General features: G+C 32.4%; 19 protein-coding genes. 11 read left to right on the plus strand and 8 right to left on the minus strand.

Annotated elements, in window-relative coordinates; translation table 11 throughout:
* The first annotated feature begins 214 nt into the window (after positions 1-214).
* Positions 215-853, plus strand: a complete 639-nt coding sequence (locus tag K8N75_RS12910; RefSeq protein WP_223792464.1) for a DUF998 domain-containing protein — start codon at positions 215-217, stop codon at positions 851-853.
* Positions 854-960: 107 nt separating this feature from the next.
* On the opposite strand, the gene hcp is transcribed toward K8N75_RS12910, so the two are convergent.
* A complete protein-coding gene (hcp, locus tag K8N75_RS12915; protein WP_223792465.1) occupies positions 961-2,265 on the minus strand; it encodes a hydroxylamine reductase in 1,305 nt (434 codons plus the stop codon).
* 166 nt (positions 2,266-2,431) lie between these two features.
* Between hcp and K8N75_RS12920 the strand changes: the two genes are divergently transcribed.
* The 8 genes from K8N75_RS12920 to K8N75_RS12955 all read left to right on the plus strand — a co-directional run bounded on the left by K8N75_RS12920 (position 2,432) and on the right by K8N75_RS12955 (position 8,208).
* Positions 2,432-3,199, plus strand: coding sequence for a transcriptional factor MsvR (locus K8N75_RS12920; RefSeq protein ID WP_223792466.1), 768 nt, complete (start codon positions 2,432-2,434; stop codon positions 3,197-3,199).
* Positions 3,200-3,590: 391 nt separating this feature from the next.
* A complete protein-coding gene (locus K8N75_RS12925) occupies positions 3,591-4,112 on the plus strand; it encodes a nicotinamide-nucleotide adenylyltransferase (RefSeq protein ID WP_223792467.1) in 522 nt (173 codons plus the stop codon).
* A 57-nt stretch (positions 4,113-4,169) separates the two neighbouring features.
* Positions 4,170-4,607: a molybdenum cofactor biosynthesis protein MoaE gene (locus K8N75_RS12930; protein ID WP_223792468.1), complete on the plus strand. Its 438-nt coding sequence runs from the start codon at positions 4,170-4,172 to the stop codon at positions 4,605-4,607.
* A complete protein-coding gene (locus K8N75_RS12935; RefSeq protein WP_048190853.1) occupies positions 4,608-5,765 on the plus strand; it encodes an HD domain-containing protein in 1,158 nt (385 codons plus the stop codon).
* A gap of 80 nt (positions 5,766-5,845) precedes the next feature.
* Complete coding sequence (locus tag K8N75_RS12940; RefSeq protein ID WP_223792469.1) at positions 5,846-6,403, plus strand: UbiX family flavin prenyltransferase; 558 nt, start codon at positions 5,846-5,848, stop codon at positions 6,401-6,403.
* On the plus strand, positions 6,403-6,969 hold the full coding sequence (gene cbiT, locus K8N75_RS12945) for a precorrin-6Y C5,15-methyltransferase (decarboxylating) subunit CbiT (RefSeq protein ID WP_223792470.1): 567 nt from the start codon (positions 6,403-6,405) through the stop codon (positions 6,967-6,969). Before K8N75_RS12940 ends, cbiT begins: the two co-directional genes overlap by 1 nt.
* Before the next feature lie 98 nt (positions 6,970-7,067).
* Positions 7,068-7,841 carry a hypothetical protein gene (locus K8N75_RS12950; protein ID WP_223792471.1) on the plus strand — a complete coding sequence of 258 codons (774 nt, stop codon included), beginning with the start codon at positions 7,068-7,070 and terminating at the stop codon, positions 7,839-7,841.
* A 130-nt stretch (positions 7,842-7,971) separates the two neighbouring features.
* On the plus strand, positions 7,972-8,208 hold the full coding sequence (locus K8N75_RS12955) for a pseudomurein-binding protein (protein ID WP_048190857.1): 237 nt from the start codon (positions 7,972-7,974) through the stop codon (positions 8,206-8,208).
* Between the two features lie 151 nt (positions 8,209-8,359).
* Here the strand turns inward: K8N75_RS12955 and K8N75_RS12960 are convergent, their stop codons facing one another.
* From K8N75_RS12960 to K8N75_RS14170, 6 genes are all read right to left on the minus strand, one after another.
* Positions 8,360-9,010, minus strand: a complete 651-nt coding sequence (locus K8N75_RS12960; protein ID WP_223792472.1) for a thymidylate synthase — start codon at positions 9,008-9,010, stop codon at positions 8,360-8,362.
* Between the two features lie 95 nt (positions 9,011-9,105).
* Positions 9,106-9,711, minus strand: a complete 606-nt coding sequence (locus tag K8N75_RS12965; protein ID WP_223792473.1) for a molybdenum cofactor guanylyltransferase — start codon at positions 9,709-9,711, stop codon at positions 9,106-9,108.
* An 87-nt stretch (positions 9,712-9,798) separates the two neighbouring features.
* On the minus strand, positions 9,799-11,286 hold the full coding sequence (gene guaB / locus K8N75_RS12970; protein WP_223792474.1) for an IMP dehydrogenase: 1,488 nt from the start codon (positions 11,284-11,286) through the stop codon (positions 9,799-9,801).
* Positions 11,287-11,430: 144 nt separating this feature from the next.
* A complete protein-coding gene (locus K8N75_RS12975; RefSeq protein ID WP_223792475.1) occupies positions 11,431-12,144 on the minus strand; it encodes a (5-formylfuran-3-yl)methyl phosphate synthase in 714 nt (237 codons plus the stop codon).
* 215 nt (positions 12,145-12,359) lie between these two features.
* Complete coding sequence (locus K8N75_RS12980; protein ID WP_223792476.1) at positions 12,360-13,358, minus strand: hypothetical protein; 999 nt, start codon at positions 13,356-13,358, stop codon at positions 12,360-12,362.
* A 29-nt stretch (positions 13,359-13,387) separates the two neighbouring features.
* On the minus strand, positions 13,388-13,510 hold the full coding sequence (locus K8N75_RS14170; RefSeq protein ID WP_255590982.1) for a hypothetical protein: 123 nt from the start codon (positions 13,508-13,510) through the stop codon (positions 13,388-13,390).
* Positions 13,511-13,805: 295 nt separating this feature from the next.
* Here K8N75_RS14170 and K8N75_RS12985 point away from each other — a divergent pair, with 295 nt between their 5' ends.
* Both K8N75_RS12985 and K8N75_RS12990 read left to right on the plus strand, forming a co-directional pair.
* Positions 13,806-15,227: a M48 family metallopeptidase gene (locus tag K8N75_RS12985; RefSeq protein WP_223792477.1), complete on the plus strand. Its 1,422-nt coding sequence runs from the start codon at positions 13,806-13,808 to the stop codon at positions 15,225-15,227.
* Positions 15,228-15,337: 110 nt separating this feature from the next.
* Positions 15,338-16,048 carry a hypothetical protein gene (locus K8N75_RS12990; RefSeq protein ID WP_223792478.1) on the plus strand — a complete coding sequence of 237 codons (711 nt, stop codon included), beginning with the start codon at positions 15,338-15,340 and terminating at the stop codon, positions 16,046-16,048.
* A gap of 78 nt (positions 16,049-16,126) precedes the next feature.
* On the opposite strand, the gene K8N75_RS12995 is transcribed toward K8N75_RS12990, so the two are convergent.
* The gene (locus K8N75_RS12995) at positions 16,127-16,282 is read right to left on the minus strand and encodes a hypothetical protein (protein ID WP_223792479.1); all 156 of its coding nucleotides are present in this window, start codon (positions 16,280-16,282) and stop codon (positions 16,127-16,129) included.
* Between the last annotated feature and the right edge of the window lie 264 nt (positions 16,283-16,546).

Consider the following 16,546-nt stretch of genomic DNA (forward strand, 5'->3'; position numbering starts at 1 on the left):
TATTAATTTTTTTTGTTTTACTTTTTATAAGTGCACCTTTGTATTCAGATCAATAATAAGTTATCTATAAATCTAGTAAAATTTAAGTTCCAAGTAATGTAAAGAACTTGAATAATGTACATATGTTGATTAATGGATAATTGAGAGTAGTTTATTAAGATTATAGTTCGTTAAATATACAAACATAAATAAAATCGAATTTGTCGTGGTTAACATGAAAATCCGTATCAGAAATTATTCAGTAAGTTCAATTACTGGACTTATGGCAGTTATTGTATTCCCAGTTTTCACATTTACATCCCTTTTACTCTATCCTACACCTTACAACCCATTGTATTCCTGGGTCAGCAATTTAGGTAATATTTATTTAAATCCTTCAGGTGCTATTTTTTTTAACTTAGGCTGTATCTTATCGGGAATTATAATGATTCCATTTTTTGCAGGTCTCTATGAATGGAAGCCAATTAAAAAACTGAGTAAAATATTGTTAATTCTTGGAATGTTACTTGGAATCTATGCATCTGTATCGTTAATAATGGTGGGTGTATTTCCAGAAACACATTTACAACAACATTTGCTAGCAGCAGCAGGAGTTTTTGGTTCGCTCTTTATTATAATTATACTTCTAAGTGTGGCGCTCTTTAATCATCCAAAATTTATACGTTTAATTGCTTATTATGGAATTATACCCATTATAATTGACATCATATTCCAGTTCATATCAAAGGGAAATAATTTGTTGGCTAATTTTCAACAAACAATTCCAGTTCCAGGTTTCGAATGGGCTGCTGTTTTCACGTCTATTGCCTGGGTTGGATTTTTAGCCGTAAACATGATGATAAAAAAAGTTTAGTAAACTAATTAAATTTAAAAAAAAACTAGATCCCCAAGAATATGAATACAAATTCAGTAATCCCCAATTGATTTATTTAAAAAAAAATAAAAGGTTAAATTCTTATTTTAACCTAACATCTTTTTTATATCTTCTTTAGGGTCGCCTATAGGTGTTAATCCATAATTTTCTACCAAGACATTTAGTATATCTTCGTTAACCCATCCTGGTATTATTGGCCCTAGGTACATGTTTTTGATATCTAATGCTAGGAGGCTCCAAAGTATTGCTGCTGCTTTCTGTTCCATCCAACTTAAAACAAAAGTCAGTGGCAGGTCATTAATCTCCATTCCAAAGAGTTCTGATAAAGCAACAACCACATCTATTCCAACTATGGCATCATTACACTGTCCTAGATCTATTAATCTAGGTACTCCTTCAATATCCCCTAATTCCATGTCATTGAATCTGTACTTTCCACATGCCAATGTTAATACGATTGTGTCTTCGGGAAGGTTCTTAACAAATTCGGTGTAGTAGGTTGCCTGTGGTTTAGGTGAATCACATCCACCAACAACAAAGAAGTGTTTAATCTTACCTGCTTCTACAAGCTCTTTGATCTTGCCTGCGAGTGATAGTATGGTTGAAGCTCCAAATCCTGTTGTTAAGACTTTGTCACGTGGTTCATCTTCTAGATCTGGTAGTGATTTTGCTATTTCAATTACAGGTGCGAAGTCATAATCTTCTATATGTTTAACTCCTGGTAACTGTGCAACCCCAACTGTGAACATTCTTTCTTTGTACTCATCTTTAGGTAGAAGAACACAGTTTGATGTTCCAACTATTGCTGCAGGATATTTTGAGAATGTTTTCTTCTGGTCAAACCAAGGCCCGCCTATCTGTCCTACCAAATGTTTGTACTTTCTGAGTCCAGGATATCCATGTGCAGGTAAAAGTTCAGAATGGGTGTATACATTGATTCCAGTTCCCTCTGTTTGTTTCAATAGTTCTTCTAATGCTTTCATACTATGACCGGTGGCTATAATCCCTTTACCATTTACAGAGCCCACTTTGACTTCTGTTGGTGTTGGTTCCCCATAAGTTTCTATATGGGCTTTTTTTAATAGCTGCATTGCCTTAATATTCATCATTCCAGATTCTGTTGCTAGTTTAACAAACTCTCCTGCATCAAAATTTACATTAGTTAAGGTCGAATAGAATCCCTTTTCAAGAAATGCATCCACTTCAGGGTCTGTGTATCCCAATTCTCTTGAATGATAAAGGTAGGCTGATATTCCTTTCATTGAGAATAATAAGTTGTCCTGAAGTCTTGCAACCGTTGCTTCTTTCCCGCAAACCCCTTTAACAGTACATCCAGTTTCAAATGCTGTCTGAGAACACTGGTAACAAAACATATCCAATTTTTCTGGCATAAATTTCTCCTCCAAAATTTTTTTCGCTGATAACGATTGTTAATGTTCGTTCATAGACGAATGTTCTTTTATATACGAACAAGAGTATATATAAGTTACGGTGGTCATAGTATTTGCAGTGATAAAACAGAATATAAATGAATCTTGAATGTATTGAAGTGATTAAATGGTTAAAAAAGAACCTTTCAAAGAAATGTATATAGAGCTGTTCTCTACATCTGAGGGAATTTATGCAATTAACAGCCCAGTAAGAGTGAGGATATTATCTATGTTAAGGAAAGGGGAACTCAGTTTTGATCAGCTGGTTGAACTTTCTGGAAAGGCAAAATCAACTGTATCTGTTCATCTTAAAAGAATGGTAAACGAAGGGATTATAGGTTCAAAAACAAACCCATCAGATGCCCGTAAAAAGATATTTTTTATTAAATCAGAGTATCTGGGCAAATTATCGGGTAAAAAAGATGTTAAAGAAGATATTGGCAAGTATGTTTCAAGTTATGTTGAAGGCGAAGGAGATCCGTACGAATTTTTCAGGCTTATATTCCATACAATACGTGTTTCTCTTATACGACAGGGAATAGACATAGACCCTATACTCTACGAAGCAGGTGTTAAAGTTGGAGAAACACTTTACGAAAAGGTTAAAAACCCGGATATAAACAAACTAGCAGAGAACATTGCAATGTTCTGGGAAAGCCATAATCTAGGGCATGTGGAAGTTTTGAAACTTGAACCCCTTACAATTAATGTTACAGATTGTTTTGAATGCAAAAGTTTACCACCAATAGGAAGACCTGCTTGTGCATTTGATTCGGGGATATTAAAAGCAGTTTTTTCCGCTCATTTCAATGATGAACAAGTTGTTAATGAAACAAAATGCTATGCACTTGGGGATAACCTATGTTCATTCACCATTAAAAATAAAGAATGGTAGTTTGTGAACTACCCCTTCCTTTCGGAAGGAGTTTCTTCCTTCATTAAATCCACTAATGTGGTTTTTTTCAGAGAAGCTTTAATTTCCGTAGTTCCTACGGTACTGATTAGATTAAGTGTAGTATGCTTGGTTATCGCATACGATAATATTAATTATTGTTAAATTATTATTTATATGTAGTGGTTGGATTCATCCCCACCCTCACACAGGGGGTATTCTCCAACATTAAGATAAAATTTAATTGTATCAGAATAATTAGGTGAATTGAATCAATAATTCTTTGAAATAATAAAAGATATTTATTTTGAGAGATATAACCATATTAAAGTCAATATAATCTGTAATAATAGTTCAGGATTATTAATTGAATATTGGAAAAATGGTGATAGTTATGAGGGGTTTACTTGTTGGTAGAATGCAACCAGTTCATGATGGACATCTAGAAGTAATAAAAAGGATCCTTGATGATGTTAACGAAGTTATTATTGGAATAGGAAGTGCTCAATTAAGCCATACAATTAAAGATCCCTTCACTGCAGGTGAAAGGGTAATGATGCTTACCAAGGCCCTTACAGAAAATGGTATCCCTGCCTCAAAATATTATATTATACCGATACAGGATGTTGCATGCAATTCGATCTGGGTTGCACATGTTAAGATGCTTACACCGCCATTCACCACTGTTTACTCTGGAAACTCGCTTGTCCATAGGTTATTCGAAGAGGATGGACATCCAGTTAAAGTTCCACCATTATTCAACAGGGAAGTTTACTCTGGAACCGAAGTTAGAAGAAGGATGCTAGAAAGTGAAGATTGGCAATCTCTGGTTCCAAAATCAGTTGTTGAAGTTATAAACGAAATAGAAGGTATTTCAAGATTACATGATCTATCTCGTAAAGAAGTGAATGAATGAATTAATATGGAAAATATTATAAATATTAATAATATCCAAGTCATGTGATGTGAAAAAATGACGGTTAAAATTATAAAAAAAAGTGTAGAAACAATCCAAATCAATGATTTGATGGACAGTGTAAAAGAAAATCCTAGAATTATTGAATGTGGAGCCATATTTTCATTTGAAGGAATTGTAAGGGGAAAGGATATTGAAAAGAATACTCTAAAAATGGATCTCACAACACCAAATCTTGTGGAAACCCAAAATGAACTTCAAGAAATAGTTGAGCAGATCAAAGAAAAACATGGCGTTGTTGAAATAGCAGTTGTTCACTATATTGGAAAATTCATACCTGGTGATCCTTTATTTCTTGCAGTTGTTGCTGGAGCACATCGGCAGGAAACAAAAGCTGCTTTAAGTGATGTTATAGAACGTGTTAAATATGAACTTGATTTTAAAAAGGAAGAACATACAGAAGATGGTACCAATATAATAATGTCGGGTGGTTAAGTGAAATTTATAAGGGACAGCCTACATGGGAATCTGCAGCTAAATGAATTTGAAGTCAAATTAATTGACACACCACAAATTCAAAGGTTAAGGCGGATTAAACAGCTTGGTTTTACATATCTTGTTTATCCCGGTGCAAATCATACAAGATTCGAACATTCAATTGGTGCAATGTACTTAGCTTCCAAACTGACCCATAACTTAGATCTATCAAATGATCAAAAGGAAATGTTACGTGTATGTGCATTGCTACACGATGCAGGTCATGGACCATTTTCACATGTATCTGAATCAGTTCTGGAAAAATCACACGAAGAATTGACTTCAAAACTTATAATGGAATCACATCTATCGGATATCCTCGAAGAAAAATTTGATCCAAAAGAAATAATTAAATTAATAAGTGGTGAAGGTAGACTTGGACAAATAATATCTGGAGATCTCGATGTTGATAGAATGGACTACCTTTTAAGAGACTCATATTATACTGGTGTTGCATACGGAGTTATAGACGTTGAAAGGCTCATTTATAATATGAAACTTGAAGATAATTTAATACTTAAGTCCAAAGGTGTTCAGGCAGCCGAATCCATGCTGCTTGCGCGATACTTTATGTATCCCAGTGTTTATCAACACCATACAACCAGAATAATAAATTCCATGTTTAGAAGATGTATCAACCACTTATTTACAGAAGGACACATAAACCCTGAAAATATTTACAAATACGATGATCTAGATATCATAATTAAAGCAAGATATCAAAAGGGATTTATAGGGGATATGATGCATAGATTGGATAATAGAAAACTTTTCAAAAGCGTATATTCCCTTAAACTTGATGAATTAGAAAATCCTAATGCAGTTTTTAAAATTAAACCCGATAAAATTAAATCATTTGAAATGGAAATATCAGAAGAACTTAATATTCCTGAGGAGTACGTTATAGTGGATGTTCCTGATTATCCTTCCTTTGATGAAATGAAAACACAAGTATCCTCCAATGGGGACTTAATAAATTTAAGTGAAATATCAACCATAGTTAGTACATTAAGGGATGCAAGGTTCAATCATGCAGATCTCTGTGTTTATCTACCAGAAGAAAATTCAAATATAAAAGATTTCCAGTTTCAAGATTATATTGAAATTCCAAAATAACTTTCTTAGACACTATATAATTATTAACAAATTACTGATTAATCAATTAACCCATTAATCTAAATAAAAACGTGATAAAAATGATAGTTGTAGCAATTACAGGTGCAAGCGGTGTGGTTTATGGTAAGAGACTTCTTGAAGTTTTAAAAGATCTTGGGAAAGATACTGCAGTAGTTGTATCTGATCCTGCAAAAATTATCCTTGATTACGAGCTGGGAATTAATGAAAATGAAATAAAAAAACTTGCTACAGAATATTATTATCCAAAAGACCTTACATCAGCTATTAACAGTGGATCCTTCCAGTTTGATTCAATGGTGATTGCCCCATGTACAATGAAAACCCTTTCGGCAATTGCTAATGGTTATGCTAATAATGCAGTAACAAGAGCTGCAGATGTTACCCTCAAAGAGCGTAGAAAACTTGTACTTGTGCCAAGAGAAACACCGCTAAGATCTGTTCATCTTGAAAACATGCTAAAGGTTAGTAAAGAAGGCGGAATAATTCTACCTGCAATGCCCGGATTTTACCATACCCCTCAAAGTATCGAAGAATTAGTAGACTTTATTGCCGGTAAAATTTTAGATGTTCTAGGTATAGAAAATAATTTATTCGAAAGATGGACTGGAGAAATTTAATGATAATGGATGAAGATTTTATTAAAAATCCAGATGTGCCTGGACCAACCAAGGAAGAATTAAGGTGTTTAATGATCTGCAAATCAAATGTATCAGATAAAGATATTGTTGTGGATATTGGCTGTGGAACTGGCGGTTTAACAGTAGAATTTGCTAAAAAAGCTAAATATGTTTATGCCATTGATATCAACAACAAAGCCATTGAAACAACCATACAAAATATTAAAAAACATGATGTAAATGAGAATGTAGAAGTTCTTGAGGGTGATGGTTTAGATGTTCTAGATGAACTTACCAATTTTGATCTACTTATAATTGGAGGCAGTGGTGGTAAATTACCTCTATTAATTAAAAAGGGATATAATAAATTAAACAATAATGGTAGAATCATTATAACAGCAATACTTCTTGAAACGCGTGTAGAAGCCGTTTCAACCTTTAAGGAGCTTTCTGTTATACCCGATGTGGTTGATATTTCAATTTCTAAGGGACAAATTTCAGAAAGAGGTACAATGATGTTTGCAAAAAATCCTGTAGCCATTATTTCTGCTAAGAAAGAAAATTGAAAATATTACTAACAAATTATATTTTATAAGTAAATTCAAGATCTAACCCCCTAAAACAATATAAATTCATTATTAATATATTTAAACAGCAGGAAAATATGAAAATCTTTAAAAAACTGAGTTGGCACTTTAAAATAGCTATTCTATTGATATTATCATCAGCAATCCTTTACATTATCCAATATTTAATTTTCCATCAACCAACAACAGAAATGTTTTATCTTGGAATAGACCTTGCATTTCTTCCAATAGAAGTTCTTCTGGTTGTCCTGGTTATTGAAACAGCTATTAGTCAACGTGAAAAAAGTATCTTGCTTGAAAAACTCAATATGGTTATTGGAGTATTTTTCAGCGAAGTAGGAACCGAACTTTTAACTGAAATTTCTAAATTCGATTCAAAATCTGGAAAGACTAATAAAACATTAATTATCAATGAAAATTGGGTTGATGAAGATTTTATCAATGTTAAAAAGGATATAACAAACAGTAATTATTTCCTTGATATCGATGGAACTAACAATGATTCACTTCAATTTTTAATTGAAACAAAGGAATTTCTTAAGGGAAAACATAAATTTTTACTAGCATTACTTGAAAATCCTAACCTCCTTGAACATGAAACATTCACAAACCTATTAAGGGCTGTTTTCCACCTTACAGAGGAACTTGAAAAAAGAGAGGATATATCTAATCTATCCAATGCAGATTATCAACATCTCAAATTGGATATAGAAAGAGCATATAACATTATGATCTATGAATGGGTGGAGTACATGGAATACTTGATGAAAAACTATCCCTACCTCTTTTCCCTTGCAATGAGAACAAACCCATTTGATCCAGAAGCAAGAGTTGAATTAAAGGATCCATGATCATTAGGATCAATGACTAAAACTAAATAAAAAAGAAAATAAATAAAATAGTGCTAATAGTGTACTTTTATTCGCAAAATATTTAAGTGTTCAAAACTATACTATAAAAAAACTAAATGTGGTTGATTTAATGGAGAGGTTAACTCTCAAACAATACAGACAGATGGTTGCAAAAGTAATCGAGTTCAAAAAGTTGAACGGAGAAATGCCAGCCTATACAATTGTTGACGGATGTAAAATCACTAAAAGTGTATACGTCGACATGATAGAAACTGCAAATAAGTTTCTGCTTGAAATGGGCCGTAACCCTGAAATTGTGGAAATTGGAAAGACAACGGATATGAATTGTAACATAATGAAATTCTAATCCGCCCCAAAAAAAGAACATTATTCCCAATTCAGTATAAAACTCTATTTAACACTTCTATTTTTATTGCTGTAAAATTATGAGCTTATTTTCATCTTTAAAAACATTGATGATATAAAAAAATTTGTACAACCTCTTGTTTACTATATTTTTAGATAAAAAGATTTTCAACATCATTATAATTTGTTTTGTATATATGGGCACTTACTGAATGTACTGTAATTGGTCCCAATTTAATATTTAGACAATCTGCAATATATTTAGAAAGTCCTTTAACACCATAGAAATTTTGGATCCAACTCCCATAAATATCATGACTTCTCCAAACTGCAGTGGTATACAGTCGGTTTTTACGAATTTTAAAGTCAACCATTATCATACTGGGTATATTATCCATATACTGATCAATTGAGGGATCAAATACTGTTATTGTTGCTCTACGACTTGTTTCACATTTTCTAAGTCTGTTTACAACGGATTCTACTTGATCTATTTTCACGCTATAGATATCACTACCCAATTTAAATCCAAAGTGTTCCCTTATCCTTTTACCATAATTAATACCATCAACATGATTTTCAGTTTCTAATAACTGTTTTTCTATTTTTTTATACCTTTCAGGGGAAGAAAAATATCCTTCAGGAGGTTCTGAAGTTATAGGATCTAGAATAGTTACAATCACATTTAAAAGTTCTTTGGTGTGTAGATTCCTTTCATCTTCCACATCTTCACCATATTCCATAATCTGTTTTAAAATAGATTTCCATGCATCATGAGCCAGATCAGTTTCTAATGTGAACATAACTATAATCTCCGGGAATTTTGTTTATTTGTATAAATATGTTTGGATAGTTACTACTTTTTATTTGTATCAATATTAATTATGATTTTTTATGGTTAATCAAATTTTGAAATATCTTTCATTTGGTTTATATTTAAAAAACTTTTACCACTGATATCTAAAGATTGAACATCAATAAATTTGACATTTGATTTAAATAATAAACTTTTAACATCTTTAACATCTTCATCTAGAAGTTTTTTTATGGTTGATTTCAAATCTTTTTTATAAATAGAATGTAATGGTTCTAATTTACCATCAGACCATGTTGGAACAAATGCATCAAAACTCGTGTCTTCTGATAGTTCAAACATTTTTATTATGAATAATTTAGATATAAATGGGGAATCACATGGAATTACCATAGATTTATCTGAAACTGTATTCATTAGACCAGTTAAAATACCTTCAAGCGGTCCTTGATCCTTTACAACATCTGTACAGATTTTAAGAGTAGATCTATTATTTTTCAATTCTTTTAAAAGATTTCTATAGACATCAACTTGATTTTCATCACGCAAAACAAGTACAATTTCATCTGCTATTTTTGCAATTGTTTCTAAAACATGGATGATCATTGGTTTTCCATAAAGATTCATCGAACCTTTATCTTGACCCATTCTTGTGCTCATTCCCCCACACAATATTATAAATGACTTCATAACACTCACCATCAAGAAAATATATGAAATTAAGTGGAATGTGATTATAGGGAGTTTTTAGACTAAAAAAAATAAGGAGTCTTTTTCCTACATTAATCTTGTTGTTGGATAGTTAGGACTTTCATTGGTAATTGTTAGGTCATGTGGATGGCTTTCAGTCATACCACTCGATGTTATCCTAACAAACTTCGCCTTTTTCTGCATATCTTTAATATCTATTGCACCACAGTAGCCAAATGAAGCTTTAATTCCTCCTATTAACTGGAAAAGTATTTCATTTGCAGGACCTTTATAAGGCACCACTCCTTCAACTCCTTCAGGAACAAGTTTTGCATGTTTCATTGGGCCTTTAACTTCCTGGAAGTAACGGTCTGTTCCTGCACCAACACCACCTGTCATTGCACCTAATGAACCCATTCCCCTGTATTGTTTGAATTTTCTACCGTTCATTATAACAATATCACCTGGTGATTCATGAGTTCCTGCAAGTAAACTTCCGAGCATAACTGCATCTGCACCTACTGCAAGTGCTTTAGCAACATCTCCAGAGTATCTTATACCACCATCAGCAATTACCGGAATTTCATATTCCTTTGCAACATCTGCTACACTGGATATGGCTGTTAACTGAGGAACTCCAACTCCTGCTATAATCCTGGTTGTACATATGGATCCTGGTCCAATACCAACTTTTAGACCATCAACTTCTGCTGCCAAAAGGTCTTCAGCTGCTTGACTTGTTGCTATGTTACCCATAATCAGGTCTGCATCAATATTGTCTTTCATTGTTTTGGCAAAGTTTATAATGCTTGGTTTATGGGCATGTGCACAATCTATTGCAATTATATCTGCTCCTGCATCATCAAGAGCCATTGCACGTTCAAGATCAAATGGACCTGTGGCAGCTGCTACCAAAAATCTACCTTTACCATCACGTGAAGCATTTGGGAAATTTTTACGTTCCAGAATATCCCTCATTGTAAGTATACCTACTATTACTCCATCATCAACAACTGGAAGTCTTTCAACTTTGTTTTCGTAGGCAATATCAAGGGCCTCTTCTGGTGTTGTGGATTCTGAAACTGTAACCACATCTTCTGTCATTATATCAGAAACTTTACCTTGTGGATCAGAATTTATAATAGGTTTAACATCTCTTCTACTTATTATACCAACTACAATACCTTCTTCAACAACAGGAAGTCCGCTTATCTCTTCCTCATCCATAATTTCTTGTGCTTCTTTTATTGAAGCATCGGGACTTATAGTTATAACATCCCTTATTGTAAGGTCTCCAGATCTTTTAACTTTCTTAATCTCATTAATTTGCTCATTAATGGTCATGTTTCGGTGTATTATACCTAGACCTCCTTCCTGTGCCAGTGCTATTGCCATTTCAGCCTCTGTTACAGTGTCCATTGCTGAGCTTATTATTGGAATGTTTATTCTATAATTTCTTGAAATTTGGGTCGTAGTTTTAACATCCTTCGGTTCAACAGACGATACAGATGGTAACATTAAAAAATCATCGAATGTGTACCCCATTGGTGCATTATTTAGTTTTTCAGAGAACATATAAATACCTCCAACCCTCAAAAGGTTGTTCAAATAAGAATTAGGGTTTGATCAAAAGGATCTTTAAACCCAGAATTTTTTAGGATTCTTAATAATTCCTAAAAAAATCTTTTTTAAATTTCTTTAATATTGGATTTTAACACTTTAAAAGTTTTCTATCATATTTTTTAATTCATGTACAGAAGTGCGGTGTATAGTTCCATTATTTCTATCTCCACCGGTACAAGCTGCTCCTCTAATACCAACAACATCACAACCAATTTCATATAATAATTGGAGTTGATCTTTCTTAACAGAACCTGCAAGGGCTGATTTAATCCCGTAATCATGAATCATGTTGTTGAATTCCTGAAGTTTAACCTTATCCATAAAATCAAAAAGTGTTTTACCATCTTTCACAGCAGTGTCTACCATTGCCAGATCTGCTCCTGAATCTGCAGCCACTCGCGGTATTTCCATTGGATCTACAGCACCTACCCTGTGTGCATCGGCATATCCAGATGCAACAACAAGGGCATCTTTATCATATGCTCTCACAGATTTAACAACATTTTCCATTACTTCCAAAGCTTCATCATAATTTTGAGTTCCATAAAGCCCAACTTTTATGTAATCTGCTCCAGAAACCACAGCCCCAGTTGCTGCTAAAGATACTGTACCGGGTTTGTAAGGTACATCACCTAAAGTTGCACTTACATGCATTCCCTCAGGAGTCATTTTTCTAATATCTTTGATTACCCATGGGAAGTTTGCACCCAAAGATCCCTCCTTGGGATTTTTGACATCTATTATATCGGCACCACCTTCTATAGCTTCGAGTGCCTCTTCAGTGTTAATTGGACTAATTAAGAGAAGCAAATTTTATACCTCCTACTTTTCAATAATAAACCCATTTTCATACTTAAATCTTATGAGTCCCATCAAAATTATTTGATTATTAAGATTATTAGCAGTTGGCATATAAAGATGTTCCCCCACCTTGAGATCTAGAACTTAAGACCAACTAACAAAATGAAAATTATTCTTAGAAAAAAATATTCTATTGAAATTCATTTTGTAATCCATAAAATCCTTTAGAAGATATTATTTACTATGAACTGTATTATATCAAATGGTTTAATATAATTAGAGGATAATAGGATGATATTAACGAGTAAAATTGATAATGCAGCTAATATTGAATATTCTGTAACTTTGTTATATGGTATTTCAAAATTTCGACGTCTTGAATCAACATAGTAGTATGTGTAAGGGAAAAGAACAATTGTTTGTGGTATTAAAATATTAAAGAAATCAACAAGTGTTAAATTTAATGGTAAACTTCCGCCTAAAAACTGTTTTAAAAGGGGTAAAAAGAGTATTAATACAAAAATCAACATAAAAACAGCAAAAATTGGGAAAAATATTATGTATTTAAGTTTGTTTGAAACACTGTAATGAAGGAAAAACTCAACATCAGGGTTCCTAATAATATTATAATTTTTTTCATAGTCATCTTCATCTATTAATAGATGGTTGATTTGGTTTCCATTGTTCTTTTCAACGTACTGAATATTTAATAAAAGTTCTCCAACATCTCCATGAACATCATAGTAAAGTTTTGGATTGCTATGGTTTTTATCCAGTTTCATACCTTTAGGAAGAGTTATTGAATATTCATGCTGATTTGGACCATCAACACGTGATGTAGATGTGTATCCTGTTGGATTTTGGCCAAATGTATAATCTTTCTTTTCAAATCCTGGTTTTGGATCCAAATACTCAATCTCAAGTTTCACATGTCTCAAATAATTTTCTGAATAATCAATAGATTTAGGATAACTCTCAAGATCCCCAAGATTAACATTAAAAATTACATAATCGTGTTTATGGGGTTTATCCGGTACAGATGCAATAAAAAATAACCGTGTATTTAAATCTCTTCTTTTAATGTTAAGTTTCAAGAAATTTTTAAGATGTATCTGAATGAACTGTTGATCTGTATACAGATCCATTATTTCACGAACTAATCTACCCTTAGTGGGATTTATACTATCCTCAAAATACCAACAATTCTGTTCTTTAATTAACATGATAACTACAATAAGATAAAAAAAATATTCTACTTATTTTTGGATAATTTACGCTGTATCCTCTTCACGTTATCGGCATTACCACCATAAACAGTTTTTACATACTTTATCTCTGCATTTAAAGGTTGTAAATGTCGACCATACCTCATCATGATATTTTTCTCGTTTAAATTTTTTTTATTATAACATTTTTTTACTGAATTGGTTTGATTAAATATTGGAGTAAAAAAGTTTAACAATTTATTCGTACAGTAAATAATTATTGTACTCCTAAATATTTAATTCTTTAGCGAAAATTATAATTTTAGCACAAATTCGGGCTGAAGCAAGAATTGATTCCTAACTAGAATATAAAAATAACTTGGAAACGCCTAATAAAATTTAACAAAGAATATTAACTTGCAATACCCTTAAAATAGGAATATTATAAAATTAGCGTTGGTAAAAATGACCGAAGTTATAAATTTCACAATCGACACTGCAGTAGCACCTGTTCATATGGATGAAATCTTAGAATTTATATACAATTTCTACCTGATTCCAAAACCTGAAAATTTTGATAACTTAAGAAGAACAAAGGAGAAGTTTGGTTCAACACTTGAATTTACTGCTTTAATACCGGATAAATCCTGGAAGGTTAATGCTAAACTGATTTCAGGCGCACCAATTCAAGTGGAGCTGGAGCCGGATGAGGGTACTCCTCGGGAGTTTGTGAATTCCATCAAGGAAGATCTTATACTTGCTGTGCAAATTTATCATGAAACTGTACGTCAGTCCACCCTATATTTTGCATGGGTTGAAGGAGAAGATGTAATTCCAGAACAACCCCCAACAGCTAGTAAAAGGCTTTCTGATCGTCTTTTCGGCAGTAATTTACTATTTATTTATGTACTATTCTTCGGTGTTAATATCATCCTATTTCTTTTATTAGGCCTTGTTTTTGCAGTAGCTGCAATAATTGGCTTGCAGCTGGTAATTGTACTATTATCAGATAAAATTTATACAGCAAGAAACAACTGGAGAATCACACCATCAAACCCTAACGTCCATATAATAGAATATCAACTCCCTGTTGAGGAGTTTAAAGAGTTCCGGAAAAAATTTGGTAAAGAAGTTGTTGTGCAGATGAAAAAGGAAATATATGATAAAACACTTGCAGTGGGTAAAGAGCCAACATGTGAACTTGGAGAACAGGTATTCGAAAATTATGGCTTTCAATGCACCCCCGAAAGTAAACTGGTCAAGGTGATTGATGTATATAGTATAGTGAAGAGTGCAGCAGAAAAATTTGAACTTCCTATACCAAAAATTGTTATCTCAAATACCATGGTTCCCAATGCAGCTGCAACAGGACCAAGTCCCAGCCGTGGCCTTGTCATGATAACAACAGGACTATTAGTTGAACTGGAAGAAGATGAGATACTTAGTGTTCTGGGGCATGAAATGGGACATTTAAAGGGAAGAGATCCTATAGTATTATTCTCCATTATATCTGGTGAATTTATTTTGAGATTCACAATATTTTTCCCGTTAGTTTTAATAAATCCTATTATTTACATTATTGTTGTTATGGCCCTTATTTTCTTTATTGCCAAATTCTTTGAAACACGAGCAGACCTTGTTTCTGCAATGAAAATTGGACAACCCAAAGTACTTGCAGAATCCCTTAGGAAAATTGGTTTTAGCAGGCTACAAATGGAACGATCATCGTCCAATATTCTACGCTGGCTTGCATGGGACCCCCACCCACCTCTATACTTTAGGATAGAGAGACTTGATAAAATGAAAACACCAGTAAAAGTTAAACATCCCTTAATACAATCTGCAAAGGATGTTTTTAATGGTTTTAGACGTTCATTTGGTGGTTAAAATTCTATTTTAACATAAGTTATGATTATTAATTAATACCAATAATATGGATGATAATAAAGTTTAAAGGTTATAATAACGATTTTCATGTTTATTTGGAGAAATTAAAAATGATAAAAGGAAATAGAAAGTTTTTACTTATAATTTCAATTTGCATTATATTCATTGCAACTTTAACAGTTTCATTCTGTTTATTATCCCCTAATACCATTACATCTAACAATTCAGAAACTACATCGGCACTTCTTGGAAGTACAGATTATGGAAATGTTGTTAAAGAAGGACCTTTAGGAAATACCAGTTCGAATGTTACAATTGCTTATGTTGTTGGAGTACATCCATTAGAGTCCAATGCTCATCTTGCTGCAGTAGAAGCAATTAAGGCATATAACAATTCCATTAAATACCGTTATTATATTTATCATGTTAATGTTACAAAGGATGCAGATGATTATACTAATGGACGGTATAATGGTCAATTACTGGCCAGAGATTTCATTGTTCCAGATGCCGTAAATCAAAAATTTCAACTTGTTGTTGATGTACACAGAAATGCAGGTAGTTGGGCAGAAAATTTATTTATTTTCGCCCCTGTTAGTGGAAGCACATCTGAAGCCATTGGAAAAGAAATAAGCAGCAAAATTCCATGGTTAACTTATTATGTTCCACCTAATCCAACCAGTCCAGAATATCTAACAATTCCTCTCATAAATTCGGGTGTTCCATCGGTAATATATGAAACCTACTCAAAAGAACCATATCAAACAACTAGAGATCGTGCTGATGAATTTATAAAAACTGTGGATAATTTAAATTTCTAAAAATATGTCATTCACATAATTAAGGATTAAATAATTGGGATTATCCATGAATTTTATTAATCAAATTATTATTATTTTTTATTTCAAAAATAATATAAAATACGCTGCAACCAACACCAATACAATAATAATAAGAGACGCTATAATTCCCTTTAAATTGGAACTTTCTCTCTTTTTTCGAGCGTAATGCTGTATTGTTTCTTCAACATCTTCATCAAGATCTTCATCTATCATATTCTATATTATGTTAAACCAAATTAATAAATCAAATTAATTTTTATTTAAATTATTACATATTATAAAACTCATGGTGTACTGACTAAAACTGAATTTTCCTGTCCATATATTTCAAAAATATCTAAAATAAATCTGTTAATAATTTTAATATTCACAATTTTTTTAATTAAATTAAACATAATCATTATAAATTTCAAAAAACAATATTATAATGCAACAACCTGTAATAAGGTAGTTTAGGTTGTATCATGTCTTATGGTA

It is taken from the genome of Methanobacterium spitsbergense (assembly GCF_019931065.1).
Lineage (GTDB): Archaea > Methanobacteriota > Methanobacteria > Methanobacteriales > Methanobacteriaceae > Methanobacterium_B > Methanobacterium_B spitsbergense.